Origin of the sequence: Flagellimonas okinawensis (assembly GCF_029194005.1) — a bacterium.
Taxonomy (GTDB): domain Bacteria; phylum Bacteroidota; class Bacteroidia; order Flavobacteriales; family Flavobacteriaceae; genus Flagellimonas; species Flagellimonas okinawensis.
On sequence record NZ_JARFVA010000001.1, the window covers coordinates 554,543 to 572,316 of the forward strand.

A 17,774-nucleotide genomic window follows, 5' to 3' on the forward strand; every position below is an offset into this window, starting at 1 on the left:
TTTGGAGAGTTTGGCAGTCAAATCAATAAGATGAAAAAGGATAAAAAAAATAGTTTCAATACCCCTGAAGGCTACTTCGAAAGCTTTAATGATCGTCTTATGGACCGAATCCAAAAAGAAGATTCGAAAGAAGGCGGTTCCATAATTCCCAAAACTGATGGTTTTGAGGTTCCCGATGGCTATTTTGACGAAGTAACTCCAAGGGTGCTATCCCAAATCAACAACGACCCCAAAGTGATTACTTTGCAGTCCAACAAGCATTTTTATTACGGAATAGCTGCCGCGGCGGCAATATTGATTTTCGTGTTCAGTATTACTTGGGATTCAAACAAAGAGCCCATTACTTTTGATGATTTGGCCAATGCGGAAATTGAGGCCTATTTTGAGAATACCGATCTGGAAATGACTACCTATGAGATTGCGGAGGTGGTCTCTTTGGAAGAAATAGAGTTGAACGACATATTGCAAAATGATTTGGACGATGAAATCATTATGGAGTATTTGGATGAAAATGTAGACAATATCGAAGAATTAAATTTAGAAGACATTGATTATGAATAAGAGAGCACTCCTATTTTACACCCTATTGTTTGGTACTTTTTTAATGCATGCCCAAGGACCTGTGCGCGATCGTATCAAAACACTTAAAGTGGCCTTTATAACCGAGCAAGTTGGATTGACCAGCCAGGAGGCCCAACAATTTTGGCCCATTTACAATGAACATGAGGAAACCATGGATAATATCCGCCGAAAAGAACGTGCGGAGCTTCATGCGAACATCGCTCGGGCACAAGACCTTTCCTCCAACGAATCGGAAAAACTGTTGGATAACCTTCTTGCCCTTCAATTGGACAAGCATAGGTCGGAACAAGAATTTTTATCAAAGCTTAGGACCGTGATCCCAGCAAAAAAAGTACTGTTATTGGTCAAGGCCGAAGAAGACTTTAAACGACAAATGATACAACAATACCGTAAACGACGAGGAAGGGATTGATGAAATAGTAAAGAAAGTACATGAGAAGCCTACGGGCTTCTTTTTTTTTGATTAAACCTTTCCCAAAAACCACAGTCTTACTATCAGAAACCAATAAAATCCAATGTTATGAAACAAATGAAAATAGTTTTGGTTGTAGCCGCATTATTGGGAACCATGATCGGTACTCAAGCGCAAACAAGAACAGTGGTAAGGGTGTATCCAAAACACGGCACCATAGTAAGAACGGTTACCAACCCACGTGTAATAGTTCACAAAAGAACGAATTTTTACTATGCCGATGGCGTGTGGTATACGCTAAGAGGAAAAGATTATGTAGTTATCGGAGCTCCAAAAGGAATTAAACTAAGAACCCTGCCCAGAGGTAGTAAGGTATTTTACCGAAATGGAAGAAGGTTATACCAGTATCGTGGAGTTTGGTACAAAAGAAGAGGACGCCACTATGTGGTAGTAAACGTATAGTTTTTGATTGATTTGTTTTTAGTTAGTTTAAGAAGCGGTGACCGAATCACCGCTTTTTTTTATTTGAAATCCAATCTTGCTATTCGCTTGCTTCCTGCTGCAAAAGCTGTGGAATCATTTAAAAATCGAAGGGTAAAAAAAGGTTCCTCGCTCAACTGCTTCCAGTTTTCACCGCCATCAGAAGAATAAGAAATTCCTGTAAAACCAATAGCTGCCAAAGCTTCTCCATTGGAATTGGGAACAAATTGCACACAACTTTTGTAGCCCGGCTCCTGTCCATCGGCAACCAATTGCCAAGTTTTTCCTCCATCTACAGTTTTTATTTTATTGGCCTTATTGGAATCGGGTTTTGTGTAATCACCCCCTATGGCATACCCAATATTTTCATTAAAAAAGTCCATCGAATAAATACCTTGGGTGGGTTCATCAGCAATGATTGGTGTTTTTTGTATTTCCCACGTTACACCTTTATCACCTGAAAAATAGATTCTTCCTTCGGTAGTTCCGATCCAAACTTTATCACCACTTACGGCAATATTACTGTTACTCGCTGCAAAAGCACCTTCACCTTCCACACCTTCAGGCAGGTCGGAACAATCAACTTTGGTCCAGGTATTACCACCATCCCTAGTAATAATGATAGAAATACAACCATTTACAGTATCACCAACAGCAATTCCTTCTGTGTCATTCCAAAAAGTTAGACTATCATAAAAAACACCCTCACCTTCTTCGGTATAGACCAGTTCCATTTTTCCCTGATCTCCTGTCTTATACAGCAATGCAGGGCTTTCAATGGAAAGCATGAAAAAATCTTCAGCAGTGCCCCCAACCGCCCTAAAACTGGGTGTAATGGAGTCGTTATATTGAGTACTGGTCCTAACTTTATTAGTGCTTATATCTACCGTTCCGTAAACTCCATTGCTGCCAGCGAAGGCCAATGTCCTACCATCCAAAAAAGTAATGGCACGGATACTTACCGAATCTTCATAAACGGGAGTCACATCCACAGATGTAACGGGTTGTTTTTTAAGCTCTTGAGCACATGACACCAAAACCAAGGCGGTTAAAATGGTAAGAATAGACCTCATCGTATTTATTTTCTTCAAAAGTAAGGAGAAATCATACCTTTGCAACCTTATTTTATATGATGCGTTTACACAGAAACTTGGTATTTGCCGTAATTGATGCCCTTCACATGATTTTTAACGAAGGGGAATATGCCGATAAGGTGATAGAAAAAGTATTGCGCTACGATAAACGCTGGGGATCTAGAGACCGTGGCTTTATTGCAGAGACCACCTACGATATTGTTAGATGGAAACGCCTATACTCCGAAATTGCAGAAGTACACGAACCGTACAGTAAACCCCATCTTTTCCGATTGTTTGGTGTATGGTGCGTACTACGAGGTATCCGAATTCCAGATTGGAAACAGTTGGAAGGCACACCGGAACGTCGCATCAAAGGAAGGTTCGATGAACTTTCCAAGATTAGGAAAATAAGGGAATCCGTGCCCGATTGGATGGATGAACTTGGTGAAAAATCCTTGGGCAGTGAGCTGTGGACCACAGAGATTGCCGCACAGAACCAACAAGCAGACGTGATTCTACGCACCAATACATTAAAGGTCTCTAAACCACAATTAAAATCGTTTTTGGCCAAAGAAGAAATTGCCACAGAATTTATTGATGGTTACCCAGATGCCCTAAAATTAGTGGAAAGGCAAAATGTGTTTGTGACCCAAGCATTTAAAGATGGTCTGTTTGAAGTACAAGATGCCTCATCTCAACTGGTTGCCCCATTTTTGGAAGTGGAACCAGGACAACGTGTTATCGATGCGTGTGCCGGTGCAGGGGGCAAAACTCTTCATTTAGCATCGCAAATGCAGAACAAGGGGCAATTGATCGCTTTGGATATTTATGAAAGTAAATTAAAAAAGCTTAAGAAACGTGCCAGAAGAAATGGTGTCCACAATGTTGAGACCCGTGTTATAGACTCCAATAAAGTAATTAAAAAACTACACAATAGCGCCGATAGGTTACTGTTGGATGCACCATGTTCCGGACTCGGAGTTATAAAAAGAAATCCCGATTCCAAATGGAAACTGGAGCATGAGTTTGTAGACCGAATTATGGGGGTGCAGCAAGATATCCTCCAGAACTACAGTAAAATGGTCAAAAAAGGCGGACAAATGGTCTATGCCACTTGCTCTATTCTACCTCAAGAAAATTCGGAACAAGTGAAAAAGTTCTTGGAATCCGAAAACGGTCAAGACTTTGAGTTTGTAAGGGAACGTAATGTTTTTGCTTCGGAAACTGGATTTGATGGATTTTACATGGCTTTGTTGAAGAAGAAAGCTTAGTCGAGTATTAGCGTAAATTCGAGTCAATCGTGTCAATCCCACAATTATTAAGATGGTTGGATTGCTATACTTTTGGATTGTTTGATCCTTGGAGATTCTTCGCTTCGCTCAGAATAACAAACAAAATGCAATTCCGCACTTGATGCGGAATCTACCTAATCAATTTTAAAATCCGGAAACACCATGTTATGGATTCCTGCGTTCGCAGGAATGACATCAAACTACTTGTTCTTTTGTCATTCTTAAGAAGTGATTCGACTGAAGAATCTAATTGAAGAAATAAAGAGAACTGTCAGTTCGAGCGGAGTCGAGAACGCTTTGAACATCTCGACTGCGCTCGATGTGACAGATGACTCAATTATTGTTTCACAGTAGGATATTCCACTCCCAACTGCTCCAAATACGTATCGTACTTGGTTTCATCGTAGTAAAATTTCTCTAAAGCAGGTCGAAACATATCTTGTTTATCCTTGTTTAAAAAGGTCGGTGGCATATCATCCGCAGAAATCATGGGCTCATATTTTGTTTCCTTGGTCTGCTCATTATTGAAATAATCCCATGCTTGGGTCAACAATTCAGGTTTTAACAAGAAATCCATAATGGTCATCGCCTCGGCCTTAGCCCCTGCAGTTGCCCCTTTATGTGCAATGGGTGTAGCCATCGCAATTGCATTGGCCCAGTGGTGACCCGGCAAACCAGGAATGTTCGAAGGAAAACGCATGGTAACCGTAGGTACCTTCCAAGAAATATCACCAATATCATCAGAACCACCACTAACAGGCTCCAAAACAGGAAGTCCCAATTCGGACAACTCAGTAGGAAGCCCTTCTATTTTTCTGGATTCCACCTCAGTTTGTACGGCTTTGGCCAACTCTTGATCGGCAGCGGACCATGCTGGCAATCCTACTTGCTTGATGTTCTCATACATAGTCTCAGCAATTACCTTGTTGTAATGTCTTGGCCATGCAGTACCCAATACACGAGATGTCATTGTGGTACCCGTCATCAGGGCTGCACCTTTGGCAATATCATTTGCCTCGGCATACATTTCCATGATTCCCTCATAGGTCACATCCCTAAAATAAAACCAAATCCCAGCTTTGGAAGGCACCACGTTGGGTTGATCTCCAGAGTCGGTAAAAATCGAGTGTGAACGTTTTAAAGGATGTAAATGCTCCCTTTTGTAATTCCATCCTACATTCATTAGTTCTGCGGCATCAAGCGCACTTCGTCCTCTCCAAGGTGCTCCTGCGGAGTGAGCGGCCTCGCCTTCGAACAAATATTCCACGGAGATTAATCCGGTACCTCGGGTTGGTCCCCAAGACACACTCAAATTACTGCTCACATGGGTAAAAATACACATGTCAATATCATCGAACAGACCATCACGAACATACCAAGCTTTGGCTGCCACCAATTCCTCTGCAATTCCGGGCCAAAGTATCAAAGTACCCCCAATGCCCTCTTTCTCCATCACTTGCTTAACGGCCAATGCGGATGTAATGTTCAAAGGAATTCCTGAATTGTGTCCTTCACCATGTCCGGGGGCACCATCAACAATGGGTTTGTGGTACGCAACACCCGGATACTGCGATGCTTTTGGAATACAATCCACATCACTTCCCAAAGCAATAACAGGGCCATCGCCATTGCTCCACGTAGCAAACCATGCCGTTGGGATATTGGAAATGGAATGCTCAATGGTAAAGCCGTTTTCTTCCAAAATACCGGTAAGATATTTGGAGCTCTCTTCCTCTTGAAAACCGAGTTCAGCAAAACTGAAGATCTTGTCCACCATCACTTGTGTCTGCTTAGCATTGGCTTCCACAATGGCTTCTACCTCGGCCTTAAATTTTTTAACTTGACTTTTAGAGTACTTTTTCTGTGCTGTCGAAGTGGTAACACCAGCAAACAGCATCAACCCGAATAACAGGATTTTGGTGATTTTCATAAGGTTGGTTTTGAGTTAGCTATATTTCTCCTAAGATAGGAAAACAACTTTAATCCATTTAATATTACTTGGCTCTATCCTTGACTTTTAGTGAATTGATAAAAATGACGCCATTAATTTTTTAAAGAACCATACTATCAACAATAGTTAGTTAACAAAACACCTACACTTTAGGATGAATTACGCGGCAAAATCGTATTTTTGCACTTTCTTAAACCGTTCAACGCAAAGATTGTATGATCCATTTTTTTGGGGACAAGGCGACCAAGGTTTTTGCCGTCCAAACCACTCAGGAAATTTCTCAGGAAGACACTAACAAACTGACATGGTTGTTTGGCAACCAGCCTAAGATTGAAGCGGCGTCACTCGACGCCTTTTTTGTTGGGCCACGTGCCGCAATGGTTACTCCTTGGAGTACCAACGCCACTGAAATTACCCAAAACATGGGAATTACTGGAATTATCCGTATTGAGGAATTCCATGCGGTTTCAGAAGATTTTACTGATTTTGACCCCATGCTTTCCCAAAAGTATACCTCTTTGGGTCAAGATGTTTTTACTATCGATATTGTTCCTGAGCCCATAATGGAAATCGATGACATTGCTTCTTACAACGAAAAAGAAGGATTGGCGCTCAGCGATGAAGAAGTTCAATACTTGGAAGGTCTAGCTAAAAAGTTAGATCGAAAGTTAACGGATTCCGAGGTATTTGGATTTAGTCAAGTGAATTCCGAACACTGCAGACATAAAATTTTCAACGGAACGTTTGTGATTGATGGTGAAGAAAAACCCTCTTCTCTTTTCAAACTGATCAAGAAGACCTCCGAAGCCAACCCTAATGATATTGTTTCAGCATACAAGGACAACGTCGCTTTTATAAAAGGGCCAAAAGCAATCCAGTTTGCACCAAAAACTGCCGACCAACCTGATTTCTACGAAGAAAAGGAATTTGATTCCGTACTATCGTTAAAAGCGGAAACCCATAACTTCCCTACCACTGTGGAGCCATTCAACGGTGCCGCTACCGGTTCTGGAGGTGAAATTCGTGACCGTTTGGCAGGTGGAAAAGGCTCGTTGCCTTTGGCAGGAACTGCTGTTTACATGACCTCCTACTCACGATTGGAAGAAAATCGTCCTTGGGAAAAAGGAATGCAAGAAAGAGATTGGTTGTACCAGACCCCCATGGATATATTGATCAAAGCATCCAACGGGGCATCCGACTTTGGAAATAAATTCGGTCAACCGTTGATCGCTGGTTCCGTCCTGACTTTTGAACATCAGGAAGAGGCTCGAAAATTGGGCTTTGATAAAGTAATAATGATGGCTGGTGGTATTGGTTATGGAAAAACCGACCAAGCCTTAAAAGATACACCAAGTAAAGGAGACAGAATAGTCGTTCTAGGTGGTGACAACTATCGCATCGGTATGGGTGGAGCTGCCGTATCCAGCGCCGATACTGGAGAATTTAGCTCTGCTATTGAGTTGAATGCCGTACAGCGATCCAACCCCGAAATGCAAAAAAGAGCATCGAACGCCGTTCGTGGATTGTTCGAAAGTCACGACAACCCAATTGTTTCCATCCACGATCACGGGGCTGGTGGACACCTCAACTGTTTATCTGAATTGGTGGAAGAAACAGGAGGAACCATAGACACCGATAAATTGCCCGTTGGAGACCCTACCCTTTCCAAAAAGGAATTGATAGGCAATGAATCCCAAGAACGAATGGGATTGGTAATCGGCGAAAAAGATTTGGACTTATTGAACCGAGTTGCGGCCCGTGAGCGCTCCCCTATGTACAATGTAGGTGAAGTTACCGGCGACCATACTTTTAAATTCACTTCTGGTGAAACTGGAGAAACTCCCATGAACCTAGAGCTTTCCGATATGTTCGGAAGCTCCCCGAAAACCATCATGGAAGATAAATCCGCCCAGCAGAAATATCCAGCACTTGCGTATTCCTTGGAACACTTTCATGATTATTTGGAGCAAGTACTACAATTGGAAGCAGTGGCTTGTAAAGATTGGTTAACCAATAAAGTAGACCGCTGTGTGGGTGGTCGTGTTGCAAAACAACAATGTGCAGGACCATTACAATTACCTTTGAACAACTGTGGCGTAATGGCCCTCGATTTTAAGGGAAAAGAAGGGATTGCAACCAGTATTGGACACTCCCCTATCTCAGCATTGATAAACCCTGTAGCTGGAAGTAGAAACAGTGTTGCGGAGTCGTTGACCAATATTGTGTGGGCACCCTTAAAAGATGGATTGAAATCCGTTTCACTTTCTGCCAACTGGATGTGGCCCTGTAGAAATGAAGGTGAAGATGCTCGTTTATACTCAGCGGTGGAGTCTTTGTCGGAATTTGCCGTAGATCTGGGAATCAATGTACCCACAGGAAAGGATTCACTTTCCATGAAACAAAAATATAAGGATGGTGAAGTATTGTCCCCAGGAACAGTAATCATTTCTGCTGCTGCTAATTGCAACAACATCAACCAAGTAGTTGAGCCCGTTTTGCAGAAAAATGGTGGTGATATTTACTACATGAATCTATCCAAGGACAGTCACAAATTAGGCGGGTCTTCCTTTGCACAGATTTTGAATGGCATTGGTGACGAAGCTCCATCTGTTTTGGATGCTGAATATTTCAAGACTGCTTTCAATACCTTGCAAAAACTCATCAAAAATGGGCAAATTTTAGCAGGTCACGATGTGGCATCAGGTGGTTTGATAACTACCTTGTTAGAGCTTTGCTTTGCAGACAACGATTTGGGCGCCAATGTGGATTTATCCGGTATGGGCGAACAGGACATTATCAAACTATTGTTCTCTGAAAATATTGGTGTTGTGTTCCAAGCCAAAGATGCTTCAGTAGAAAATGAATTGACAGCAGCAAATGTCGAGTTCGACAAAATTGGTAGTCCAACATCAGAAGGCACGTTGAAAATCAAAAATAACGGCATCGAAATAGGATTGAACATTGCCTCTTTGCGAGATACTTGGTTCAAAACTTCCTATTTACTGGACAATAAACAGACCTCGAATGGTTTGGCCAAAGACCGCTACGACAATTATAAAGAACAGCCTTTACAATATAATTTCCCGACTGAATTCAGCGGTTCCCTACCAGATGTTCCTACATCGAATAGACCAAAAGCTGCCATTCTACGTGAAAAAGGAAGCAACTCCGAGCGCGAAATGGCCAATGCGATGTATTTGGCCGGTTTTGATGTAAAAGATGTACACATGACCGACCTGATCACAGGAAGGGAAACCTTGGAAGACATCCAATTTATTGGTGCGGTTGGTGGATTCTCCAACTCCGATGTTTTGGGAAGTGCCAAAGGTTGGGCAGGTGCCTTTAAGTATAACGAAAAGGCCAATAAGGCCCTTAAAGATTTCTTTACCAGACCTGATACATTATCCGTTGGGATTTGCAACGGATGTCAACTGTTCATGGAGTTGGATTTGATCAACCCTGAACACGGCACCCATGGTAGAATGACATACAACAATTCCCATAAGCACGAGAGTAACTTTACTTCCGTAAAAATTCAGGAAAATAACTCAGTGATGCTATCTAATATGGCTGGAACCACCTTGGGCGTTTGGATAAGTCATGGTGAGGGTAAATTCAGTCTCCCGAACACCGAAGACCAATACCATATTGTGGCCAAATATGGGTACGAAGGTTATCCTGCAAATCCAAACGGAAGTGATTATAACACTGCCATGCTTTGCGATAAAACAGGTAGACATCTGGTAACCATGCCGCACATAGAGCGTTCAACGTTCCCATGGAACTGGGCACACTATCCAAAGGATAGAAACGATGCCGTTTCCCCATGGTTACAAGCATTTATAAACGCTAGGGTGTGGTTGGAAAACTTGGAAGATTAACAAATCGACCTAGTATTACCGTAGGTTTATTGGGAATTTTGCAATAAAATCATAAGTTAATTGTTAAATCAGTTTCTTTGTTAAGGTCTGTTTTGCTAATTTGCAACCGCTTAACATAAAACTGACTATGCAAACTGTTTCCCGATTATTTGATTTCCCCTATTACCAGCTTGAAAAATACCCCTTAGAAAAATCATTGGTCACTAAAAGTGACGGTAAATGGATCGCTACATCCACACAAGAATATGTTGATAAAGCCAATGCGATAAGCAGAGCTTTATTGCGAATGGGCGTTAAGCCAAACGATAAGATCGCCATAATTTCCATGACAAACCGAACGGAGTGGAATGTAATGGATATCGGGGTTCTTCAGATCGGCGCACAGACCGTACCCATATACCCAACCATTTCCGAAGAAGATTATGAGTACATCCTTAACCACTCCGAAGCAAAGTATTGTTTTGTATCCTGCGAAGAAGTGCTGGAAAAAGTATTGGCCATAAGCTCAAAAATCAAAAAGCTTGATGATGTTTATTCCTTCGACCAACTGGATAACTGTAAAAATTGGAAGGAATTGCTGGAATCGGGTGCCGATAATTCCAACCAAAATGAAGTGGAAGAACTAAAAGCCAACGTTAAGGCAGAGGATTTGGCAACTTTGATATATACTTCAGGTACTACCGGAAAACCAAAGGGAGTCATGCTTTCACATGATAACATCGTATCCAATGTTATATCCAGTCAGTCACGGGTACCTTTTGAATCTGGCGGTGTAGCGCTCAGCTTTTTGCCGGTATGCCACATTTTTGAAAGGATGATCTTGTACCTCTACCAATATTGCGGTGTGGAAATTCATTTTGCGGAAGGTCTCGACAAAATCAGTGACAACATCAAGGTTGTAAAACCTAATGTAATGACCGTAGTTCCTCGATTATTGGAAAAAGTATATGACTCCATTATAGCCAAAGGCGCTGCTTTAACGGGAATCAAGAAAAAATTATTCTTCTGGGCGGTTGATGTAGGGCTAAAATTTAAACCTTATGGTGCCAACGGATGGTGGTATGAAAAAAAATTAGGCCTTGCACGTAAATTGATTTTCAGCAAATGGAAAGAAGGACTTGGCGGTAATCTATCCGTAATGGTTTCCGGTAGCGCTGCACTCCAACCCAGATTGGCACGTATTTTTGGAGCCGCTGACATGCCCGTAATGGAAGGATATGGCCTTACCGAAACATCTCCGGTTATTGCCGTAAACGATCAACGCAACAAAGGTTGGAAAATAGGCACCGTTGGAAGAGTAATTGACAGGGTCGAGGTGAAAATCGCCGAGGATGGCGAAATTCTCTGTAAAGGGCCCAATGTTATGATGGGTTATTACAAAGACCCCGAGAGAACTTCTCAAGTCATGACAGGAGAATATTTTCATACCGGTGATATAGGCGAAATCGATGCAGAAGGATTTTTACGAATAACCGATCGTAAAAAAGAAATGTTCAAAACCTCCGGAGGTAAATATGTAGCTCCCCAATTATTGGAAAACCGTTTTAAACAATCCCGTTTTATTGAACAGATCATGGTAGTGGGCGAAGGTGAAAAAATGCCTGCCGCACTTATTCAGCCGAATTTTGATTTTGTAAAGGAATGGGCCAAACGACACGATATCAACCTTGGCACAAATGAGGAGATTGTAAAGAACGAAAAAGTTATCCAACGACTACAGGAAGAAGTGGATTTGGCCAATGAAGAATTTGCGAAATGGGAAAAAGTAAAACAGTTTAGGCTAACATCTGATGTATGGAGTGTTGAGGGAGGACATGTAACACCCACCCTAAAACTCAAACGAAAAATCATAAAAGAGAAATACCTAAGTCTCTACAATGATATTTATGGACATTGATTTATACCATTCATAAAATAATTAAGCCTGCAAGTTGCAGGCTTTTTTTTGCCGCTATTTATCCTAAATTTATTATGCATGCATAATAAATTTTTATATATTTGAGAACACCAAACTAGTTCTATGAAAGATTTGACCATTGATCATGCCCTTAGGGCCACCTGGCAGGCTGTTAGCAAAATGTACAATGAAGAAGCGAAAAACTATGGGCTTACAATGGCCATTGGATTTACCTTATTGAGTATTGACCCAAAAGGAGGAACACCTAGTACAACACTGGGACCCAAGATGGGAATGGAAGCAACAAGTTTGTCGAGAATATTAAAAAATATTGAGCAAAGAGGATACATTGAACGAAAACGCAATCCTAAAGACGGACGTGGAGTCTTAATTTATCTAACACCGCTTGGTTTGGAGAAGCGTGAAGAATCCAAGGAAGTAGTATTGCGTTTTAATCAAGTAGTAAAAGAAAACACTACCCAAGAAGATTTGGTAGGGTTCTTTAGAATTGTTGATACGATCAACAAACTTATTACAGATAAAAAAATCTATTTAAAAACAACTAATAATTAATTTACAAACTCGCACATGAAAAGGCATATAAACAAAGTTGCCGTAATCGGTTCCGGAATAATGGGAAGTGGCATTGCTTGTCATTTTGCAAACATTGGGGTCGAAGTGTTATTGTTGGACATAGTTCCTAGAGAACTGAACGACAAAGAAAAAGCACAAGGACTGACCCTAGAGGACAAAGCGGTTCGAAATCGTTTGGTGAACGATTCTCTGACCACGGCCCTCAAATCCAAGCCCTCCCCTATTTATCATCAGAAATTTGCTGACCGAATCACGACAGGTAATATGGAGGATGATATTTCCAAAGTAGCCGACGTGGATTGGATCATAGAAGTGGTGGTAGAGCGTTTGGACATCAAAAAACAAGTGTTCGAAAAGTTGGACAAACATCGTACACCTGGCACCTTGATCACTTCCAATACTTCGGGAATCCCTATCAAATTTATGAGCGAAGGAAGAAGTGATGATTTCCAAAAACACTTCTGTGGAACACACTTCTTTAACCCCGCAAGATATTTAAAGCTTTTTGAAATTATCCCTGGTCCAAAAACCTCCAGCGATGTGCTGGAATTCCTGAACGGATACGGTGAGCAATTCTTAGGCAAGACTTCGGTTGTGGCCAAAGACACTCCTGCCTTTATAGGAAATAGAATAGGGATTTTCAGCATTCAAAGTTTATTTCATGCAGTGAAAGACCTTGGAATGACCGTTGAAGAAGTAGATAAATTAACAGGACCTGTGATTGGACGCCCAAAGTCCGCCACCTTCCGCACAGTAGATGTGGTAGGATTGGATACCTTGGTGCATGTAGCCAACGGAATCAGTGAGAATTGCAAGGACGATGAACGTCACGAACTCTTCCAATTACCTGATTTTATCCAGACCATGATGGACAATAAATGGTTGGGAAGTAAGTCTGGACAAGGTTTCTATAAAAAAGTAAAAGGTGATGACGGCAAAAGTGAAATCCTCACTTTGGACCTGGACAGTATGGACTACCGCTCCAAAAAAAGTGCAAAATTCGCCACATTGGAGCTCACCAAGACCATTGATAAGGTTATCGATCGCTTCCCCGTTTTAGTTGGAGGAAAGGACAAGGCCGGGGAATTTTACCGAAAAAGTTTTGGTGCCCTTTTCGCTTACGTTACTCACCGTATTCCAGAAATCACGGATGAATTATACAAAATAGATGATGCCATGAAGGCCGGCTTTGGCTGGGAACACGGACCTTTCCAGATTTGGGATGCCATTGGGCTCGATAAAGGTTTGGAATTCATCAAGGCAGAAGGTCTGGAAGCTGCTTCTTGGGTATCCGAAATGAAAGAAGCAGGAATCGATTCCTTCTACACCGTAAAAGAAGGTAATACCTATTTCTACGATATCCCTAAAAAGGCCATGGAAAAAGTTCCAGGTCAGGATGCTTTTATTATTCTGGACAACATCAGAAAGACCAAGGAGGTCTTCAAAAACAGTGGTGTAGTCATAGAAGATTTGGGCGATGGAATCCTTAATTGTGAATTCCAATCCAAAATGAACACCATTGGTGGTGATGTACTAGCCGGCCTAAACAAAGCGGTAGATCTTGCTGAAAAGGATTTTGCCGGATTGGTCATTGGTAACCAAGCTGCAAATTTTTCAGTGGGAGCCAATATCGGTATGATCTTTATGATGGCTGTGGAACAAGAATATGATGAGCTAAATATGGCCATTAAAATGTTCCAGGATACTATGATGCGTATGCGTTATTCATCCATTCCAACTGTGGCAGCACCACATGGTATGGCCTTGGGAGGTGGTTGTGAACTATCCCTCCATGCCGATAAAGTAGTTGCTGCGGCCGAAACCTACATTGGGTTAGTGGAATTTGGAGTTGGAGTTATACCTGGTGGAGGTGGTTCTAAGGAAATGGCATTGCGCGCCTCCGATACCTTTAGAAAAAATGATGTAGAGCTCAATGTGCTTCAAGAATACTTCCTGACCATTGGAATGGCAAAGGTCTCAACATCAGCTTACGAGGCATTTGATCTGGGCATCCTTCAAAAAGGAAAAGATGTAGTGGTCGTTAACAAAGACCGACAAATTGCTACAGCAAAAGCATATGCCAAATTAATGGCGGACGCAGGCTACACAAAACCAGTGAAGCGCAAGGATGTAAAAGTACTTGGAAAACAAGCTTTAGGAATGTTCTTGGTAGGAACGGATTCCATGGAAGCTGGACATTATATTTCGGAGCACGACAAAAAGATTGCCGATAAATTGGCCTATGTAATGGCTGGTGGGGACCTGTCAGAAGCCACCATGGTAACCGAGCAATATCTTTTGGATTTGGAACGAGAGGCTTTCTTGTCTCTTTGTACGGAGAGAAAAACTCTGGAACGCATACAACACATGTTGAAAACAGGAAAACCACTTAGAAATTAGATTGATTGATCATTGGACCGTTCGATTGATCGAAGCGGAATCCAATCATACATGAATCCAAAAATCAAAGAATCCAAAGAAAAATGAAAACAGCATATATAGTAAAAGGATATAGAACAGCGGTGGGAAAAGCTCCCAAAGGTCTGTTCAGGTTTAAGCGCCCGGACGAACTGGCAGCAGAAACCATTGAATACATGATGAAAGAACTTCCCCAGTTAGATAAAAAACGTATTGATGATGTTATCGTGGGGAATGCCATGCCAGAAGCCGAACAAGGCCTCAACATGGGTAGGTTGATCTCTTTAATGGGGTTGAACATTGAGGATGTACCCGGTGTGACCGTTAACCGCTACTGTGCCTCAGGTCTTGAAACCATTGGAATAGCAACTGCAAAAATTCAATCTGGAATGGCCGATTGTATTATTGCAGGAGGAGCCGAAAGCATGAGCTACATCCCAATGGGAGGTTACAAACCAACCCCTGATTATGCCACCGCCAAAGAAGGACACGAAGATTATTACTGGGGAATGGGACTTACAGCAGAAGCAGTTGCCCAGCAATTTAAAGTATCCCGTGAAGATCAGGATGAGTTCGCCTACAATTCTCACATGAAAGCATTGAAAGCCCAGGAGGAAGGTCGTTTCCAGGATCAAATCGTTCCCATCGAGGTCGAGCATACGTTTGTGAACCAAGCGGGCAAAAAGGAAACAAAGAATTATACGGTAAACAAGGATGAGGGTCCAAGAAAAGGAACCAACATCCCAACTTTAAATAAGTTAAGACCTGTTTTTGCTGCAGGTGGAAGCGTTACCGCAGGGAATTCCTCACAAATGAGCGATGGAGCAGCTTTTGTAATGGTAATGAGCGAAGAAATGGTAAAAGAACTAAATCTTGAGCCAGTTGCCCGTTTAGTCAACTATGCAGCTGCCGGTGTTGAACCCCGAATTATGGGAATAGGACCTGTAAAAGCAATTCCGAAAGCCTTAAAACAAGCAGGATTAAAGCAAGACCAAATAGACCTTATCGAATTAAACGAAGCCTTTGCCTCACAATCATTGGCTGTTATTCGAGAACTTGGCCTAAACCAAGATATCGTTAATGTAAACGGTGGAGCCATTGCACTTGGCCATCCATTGGGTTGTACCGGAGCCAAATTGTCTGTCCAACTTTTCGATGAAATGAGAAAACGTGACATGAAAGGCAAATACGGTATGGTTACCATGTGTGTAGGTACCGGACAAGGTGCTGCCGGTATATTCGAATTCCTAAACTAAAAATTACTAAACAAAAAATATCATGAGCGATACAACAGAAAAAGACATACTGAGAGGAGGTCAATTTTTGGTCAAAGAGACCAAATGTGAGGATGTGTTCACCCTTGAAGACCTTAACGAAGAACAAAAAATGATGCGTGAAAGCACCAAAGAATTTGTTGATCGAGAACTTTGGGCACATTGGGAACGTTTCGAGAAAAAAGACTATGCCTATACAGAGGAATGTATGAGAAAGGCTGGTGAACTTGGTCTATTGAGCATTGCCGTACCCGAAGCTTATGGAGGTATGGGAATGGGATTTGTTTCCACCATGTTGGTATGTGACTACATTTCAGGTGCCACAGGTTCATTTAGTACAGCTTTCGGGGCACATACCGGTATCGGTACTATGCCAATTACCCTATATGGAACGGAAGAACAAAAACAGAAATACGTACCTAAGCTGGCGACTGGAGAATGGTTTGGAGCCTATTGCTTAACAGAACCAGGCGCCGGTTCCGATGCAAACTCAGGTAAAACAAAGGCTGTACTTTCCGAAGATGGAAAATACTATAGCATCACCGGTCAGAAAATGTGGATTTCCAATGCAGGTTTCTGTAACATGTTTATCGTATTTGCAAGAATAGAAGATGACAAGAATATTACCGGATTCATTGTAGAGAACGATTCAGAAAATGGAATTTCTTTCGGAGAAGAAGAAAAGAAGTTGGGTATCCACTCCTCCTCTACGCGCCAAGTATTCTTCAACGATACCAAAGTTCCTGTAGAGAACATGCTTTCGGAGAGAGGAAATGGTTTTAAAATTGCGATGAACGCCCTTAATGTTGGTCGTATCAAATTGGCGGCAGCCTGTTTGGAAGCACAACGTCGTGTAGTAAATGAGGCCACGAAATATGCGAACGAACGTATCCAATTCAAGACGCCAATCATGAATTTTGGTGCCATTAAAGCAAAAATTGCCGATATGGCCACCAACGCTTATGTTGATGAATCTGCCTGTTACCGCGCAGCAAAAAATATCGAGGATAGAATTGCCATTCGCGAAGCAAGTGGAAACTCCCACCAAGAAGCTGAGCTTAAAGGTGTTGAAGAATATGCCATTGAGTGCTCTATTTTGAAAGTAGCCGTTTCCGAGCATGTTCAGCATACCACTGATGAAGGAATTCAGGTTTTCGGAGGAATGGGCTTTAGTGCCGACACCCCGATGGAATCTGCTTGGAGAGATGCCCGTATTTCAAGGATTTACGAAGGTACCAACGAAATCAACCGTATGCTCTCTGTAGGCATGTTGGTTAAAAAAGCCATGAAAGGACATGTAGACCTTTTGGGCCCAGCAACTGCAGTAGGCGAGGAATTAATGGGTATACCATCTTTTGAGACACCGGATTTCTCCGAACTATTAGCTGAAGAAAAGGATTTGATCGCAAGATTGAAAAAAGTATTCCTGATGGTTGCCGGTAGTGCTGTGCAAAAATTTGGTCCAGATTTGGAAAAACATCAAATGCTATTGATGGCCGCTTCCGACATCTTGATTCAAATCTACATGGCAGAATCCACCATACTAAGAACTGAGAAAAATGCGAAGCGCTTTGGTGAAGAGGCTCAAGCAACCCAAATTGCCATGTCCAAATTATATTTGTACAGAGCCGTGGATATCATCCAACAAAAAGCCAAGGAAGGAATTGTTTCCTTTGCCGAGGGTGATGAACAACGCATGATGCTAATGGGGCTTAAACGCTTCACCAAGTATACAAACCAACCCAATGTAGTGGAACTTAGGACGCAAATTGCGGACAAAGTGGCTGCAGATAATGGGTATACCTTTGACTAATTCAAATATTTGCTGGGATAAAAACCACTTAAATTTGAAAACGCCCCAATTGGGGCGTTTTTTATTTGATGTAATTATTATCAGTGTCAGGTCGAGACCAAACA

General features: G+C 42.0%; 12 protein-coding genes. 10 read left to right on the forward strand and 2 right to left on the reverse strand.

The window, feature by feature from the left end; genetic code table 11:
* The first annotated feature begins 30 nt into the window (after positions 1-30).
* From PY091_RS02705 to PY091_RS02715, 3 genes are all read left to right on the forward strand, one after another.
* Positions 31-561: a hypothetical protein gene (locus tag PY091_RS02705; RefSeq protein ID WP_275648216.1), complete on the forward strand. Its 531-nt coding sequence runs from the start codon at positions 31-33 to the stop codon at positions 559-561.
* Entirely contained in the window at positions 554-994 is a 441-nt protein-coding gene (locus PY091_RS02710) for a hypothetical protein (protein WP_275648217.1), read from the forward strand. Before PY091_RS02705 ends, PY091_RS02710 begins: the two co-directional genes overlap by 8 nt.
* A 108-nt stretch (positions 995-1,102) precedes the next feature.
* Entirely contained in the window at positions 1,103-1,456 is a 354-nt protein-coding gene (locus PY091_RS02715) for a DUF6515 family protein (protein ID WP_275648218.1), read from the forward strand.
* Between the two features lie 59 nt (positions 1,457-1,515).
* On the opposite strand, the gene PY091_RS02720 is transcribed toward PY091_RS02715, so the two are convergent.
* The gene (locus PY091_RS02720) at positions 1,516-2,547 is read right to left on the reverse strand and encodes a WD40/YVTN/BNR-like repeat-containing protein (protein ID WP_275648219.1); all 1,032 of its coding nucleotides are present in this window, start codon (positions 2,545-2,547) and stop codon (positions 1,516-1,518) included.
* Between the two features lie 59 nt (positions 2,548-2,606).
* On the opposite strand from PY091_RS02720, the gene PY091_RS02725 reads away from it, so the two are divergent.
* Positions 2,607-3,821, forward strand: a complete 1,215-nt coding sequence (locus PY091_RS02725; RefSeq protein WP_275648763.1) for an RsmB/NOP family class I SAM-dependent RNA methyltransferase — start codon at positions 2,607-2,609, stop codon at positions 3,819-3,821.
* A 358-nt stretch (positions 3,822-4,179) separates the two neighbouring features.
* On the opposite strand, the gene PY091_RS02730 is transcribed toward PY091_RS02725, so the two are convergent.
* A complete protein-coding gene (locus tag PY091_RS02730; RefSeq protein WP_275648220.1) occupies positions 4,180-5,772 on the reverse strand; it encodes a zinc-binding metallopeptidase family protein in 1,593 nt (530 codons plus the stop codon).
* A 236-nt stretch (positions 5,773-6,008) separates the two neighbouring features.
* Here PY091_RS02730 and purL point away from each other — a divergent pair, with 236 nt between their 5' ends.
* From purL to PY091_RS02760, 6 genes are all read left to right on the forward strand, one after another.
* On the forward strand, positions 6,009-9,674 hold the full coding sequence (gene purL / locus PY091_RS02735; protein WP_275648221.1) for a phosphoribosylformylglycinamidine synthase: 3,666 nt from the start codon (positions 6,009-6,011) through the stop codon (positions 9,672-9,674).
* A gap of 127 nt (positions 9,675-9,801) precedes the next feature.
* Positions 9,802-11,571 (forward strand): AMP-dependent synthetase/ligase, encoded by a 1,770-nt coding sequence (locus tag PY091_RS02740; protein ID WP_275648222.1) that lies wholly within the window; start codon positions 9,802-9,804, stop codon positions 11,569-11,571.
* A 123-nt stretch (positions 11,572-11,694) separates the two neighbouring features.
* The gene (locus PY091_RS02745) at positions 11,695-12,144 is read left to right on the forward strand and encodes a MarR family winged helix-turn-helix transcriptional regulator (protein ID WP_275648223.1); all 450 of its coding nucleotides are present in this window, start codon (positions 11,695-11,697) and stop codon (positions 12,142-12,144) included.
* 15 nt (positions 12,145-12,159) lie between these two features.
* On the forward strand, positions 12,160-14,565 hold the full coding sequence (locus PY091_RS02750; protein ID WP_275648224.1) for a 3-hydroxyacyl-CoA dehydrogenase/enoyl-CoA hydratase family protein: 2,406 nt from the start codon (positions 12,160-12,162) through the stop codon (positions 14,563-14,565).
* An 83-nt stretch (positions 14,566-14,648) separates the two neighbouring features.
* Positions 14,649-15,839 carry an acetyl-CoA C-acyltransferase gene (locus PY091_RS02755; RefSeq protein ID WP_275648225.1) on the forward strand — a complete coding sequence of 397 codons (1,191 nt, stop codon included), beginning with the start codon at positions 14,649-14,651 and terminating at the stop codon, positions 15,837-15,839.
* 22 nt (positions 15,840-15,861) lie between these two features.
* Positions 15,862-17,670, forward strand: a complete 1,809-nt coding sequence (locus PY091_RS02760; protein WP_275648226.1) for an acyl-CoA dehydrogenase family protein — start codon at positions 15,862-15,864, stop codon at positions 17,668-17,670.
* Positions 17,671-17,774: the final 104 nt, after the last annotated feature.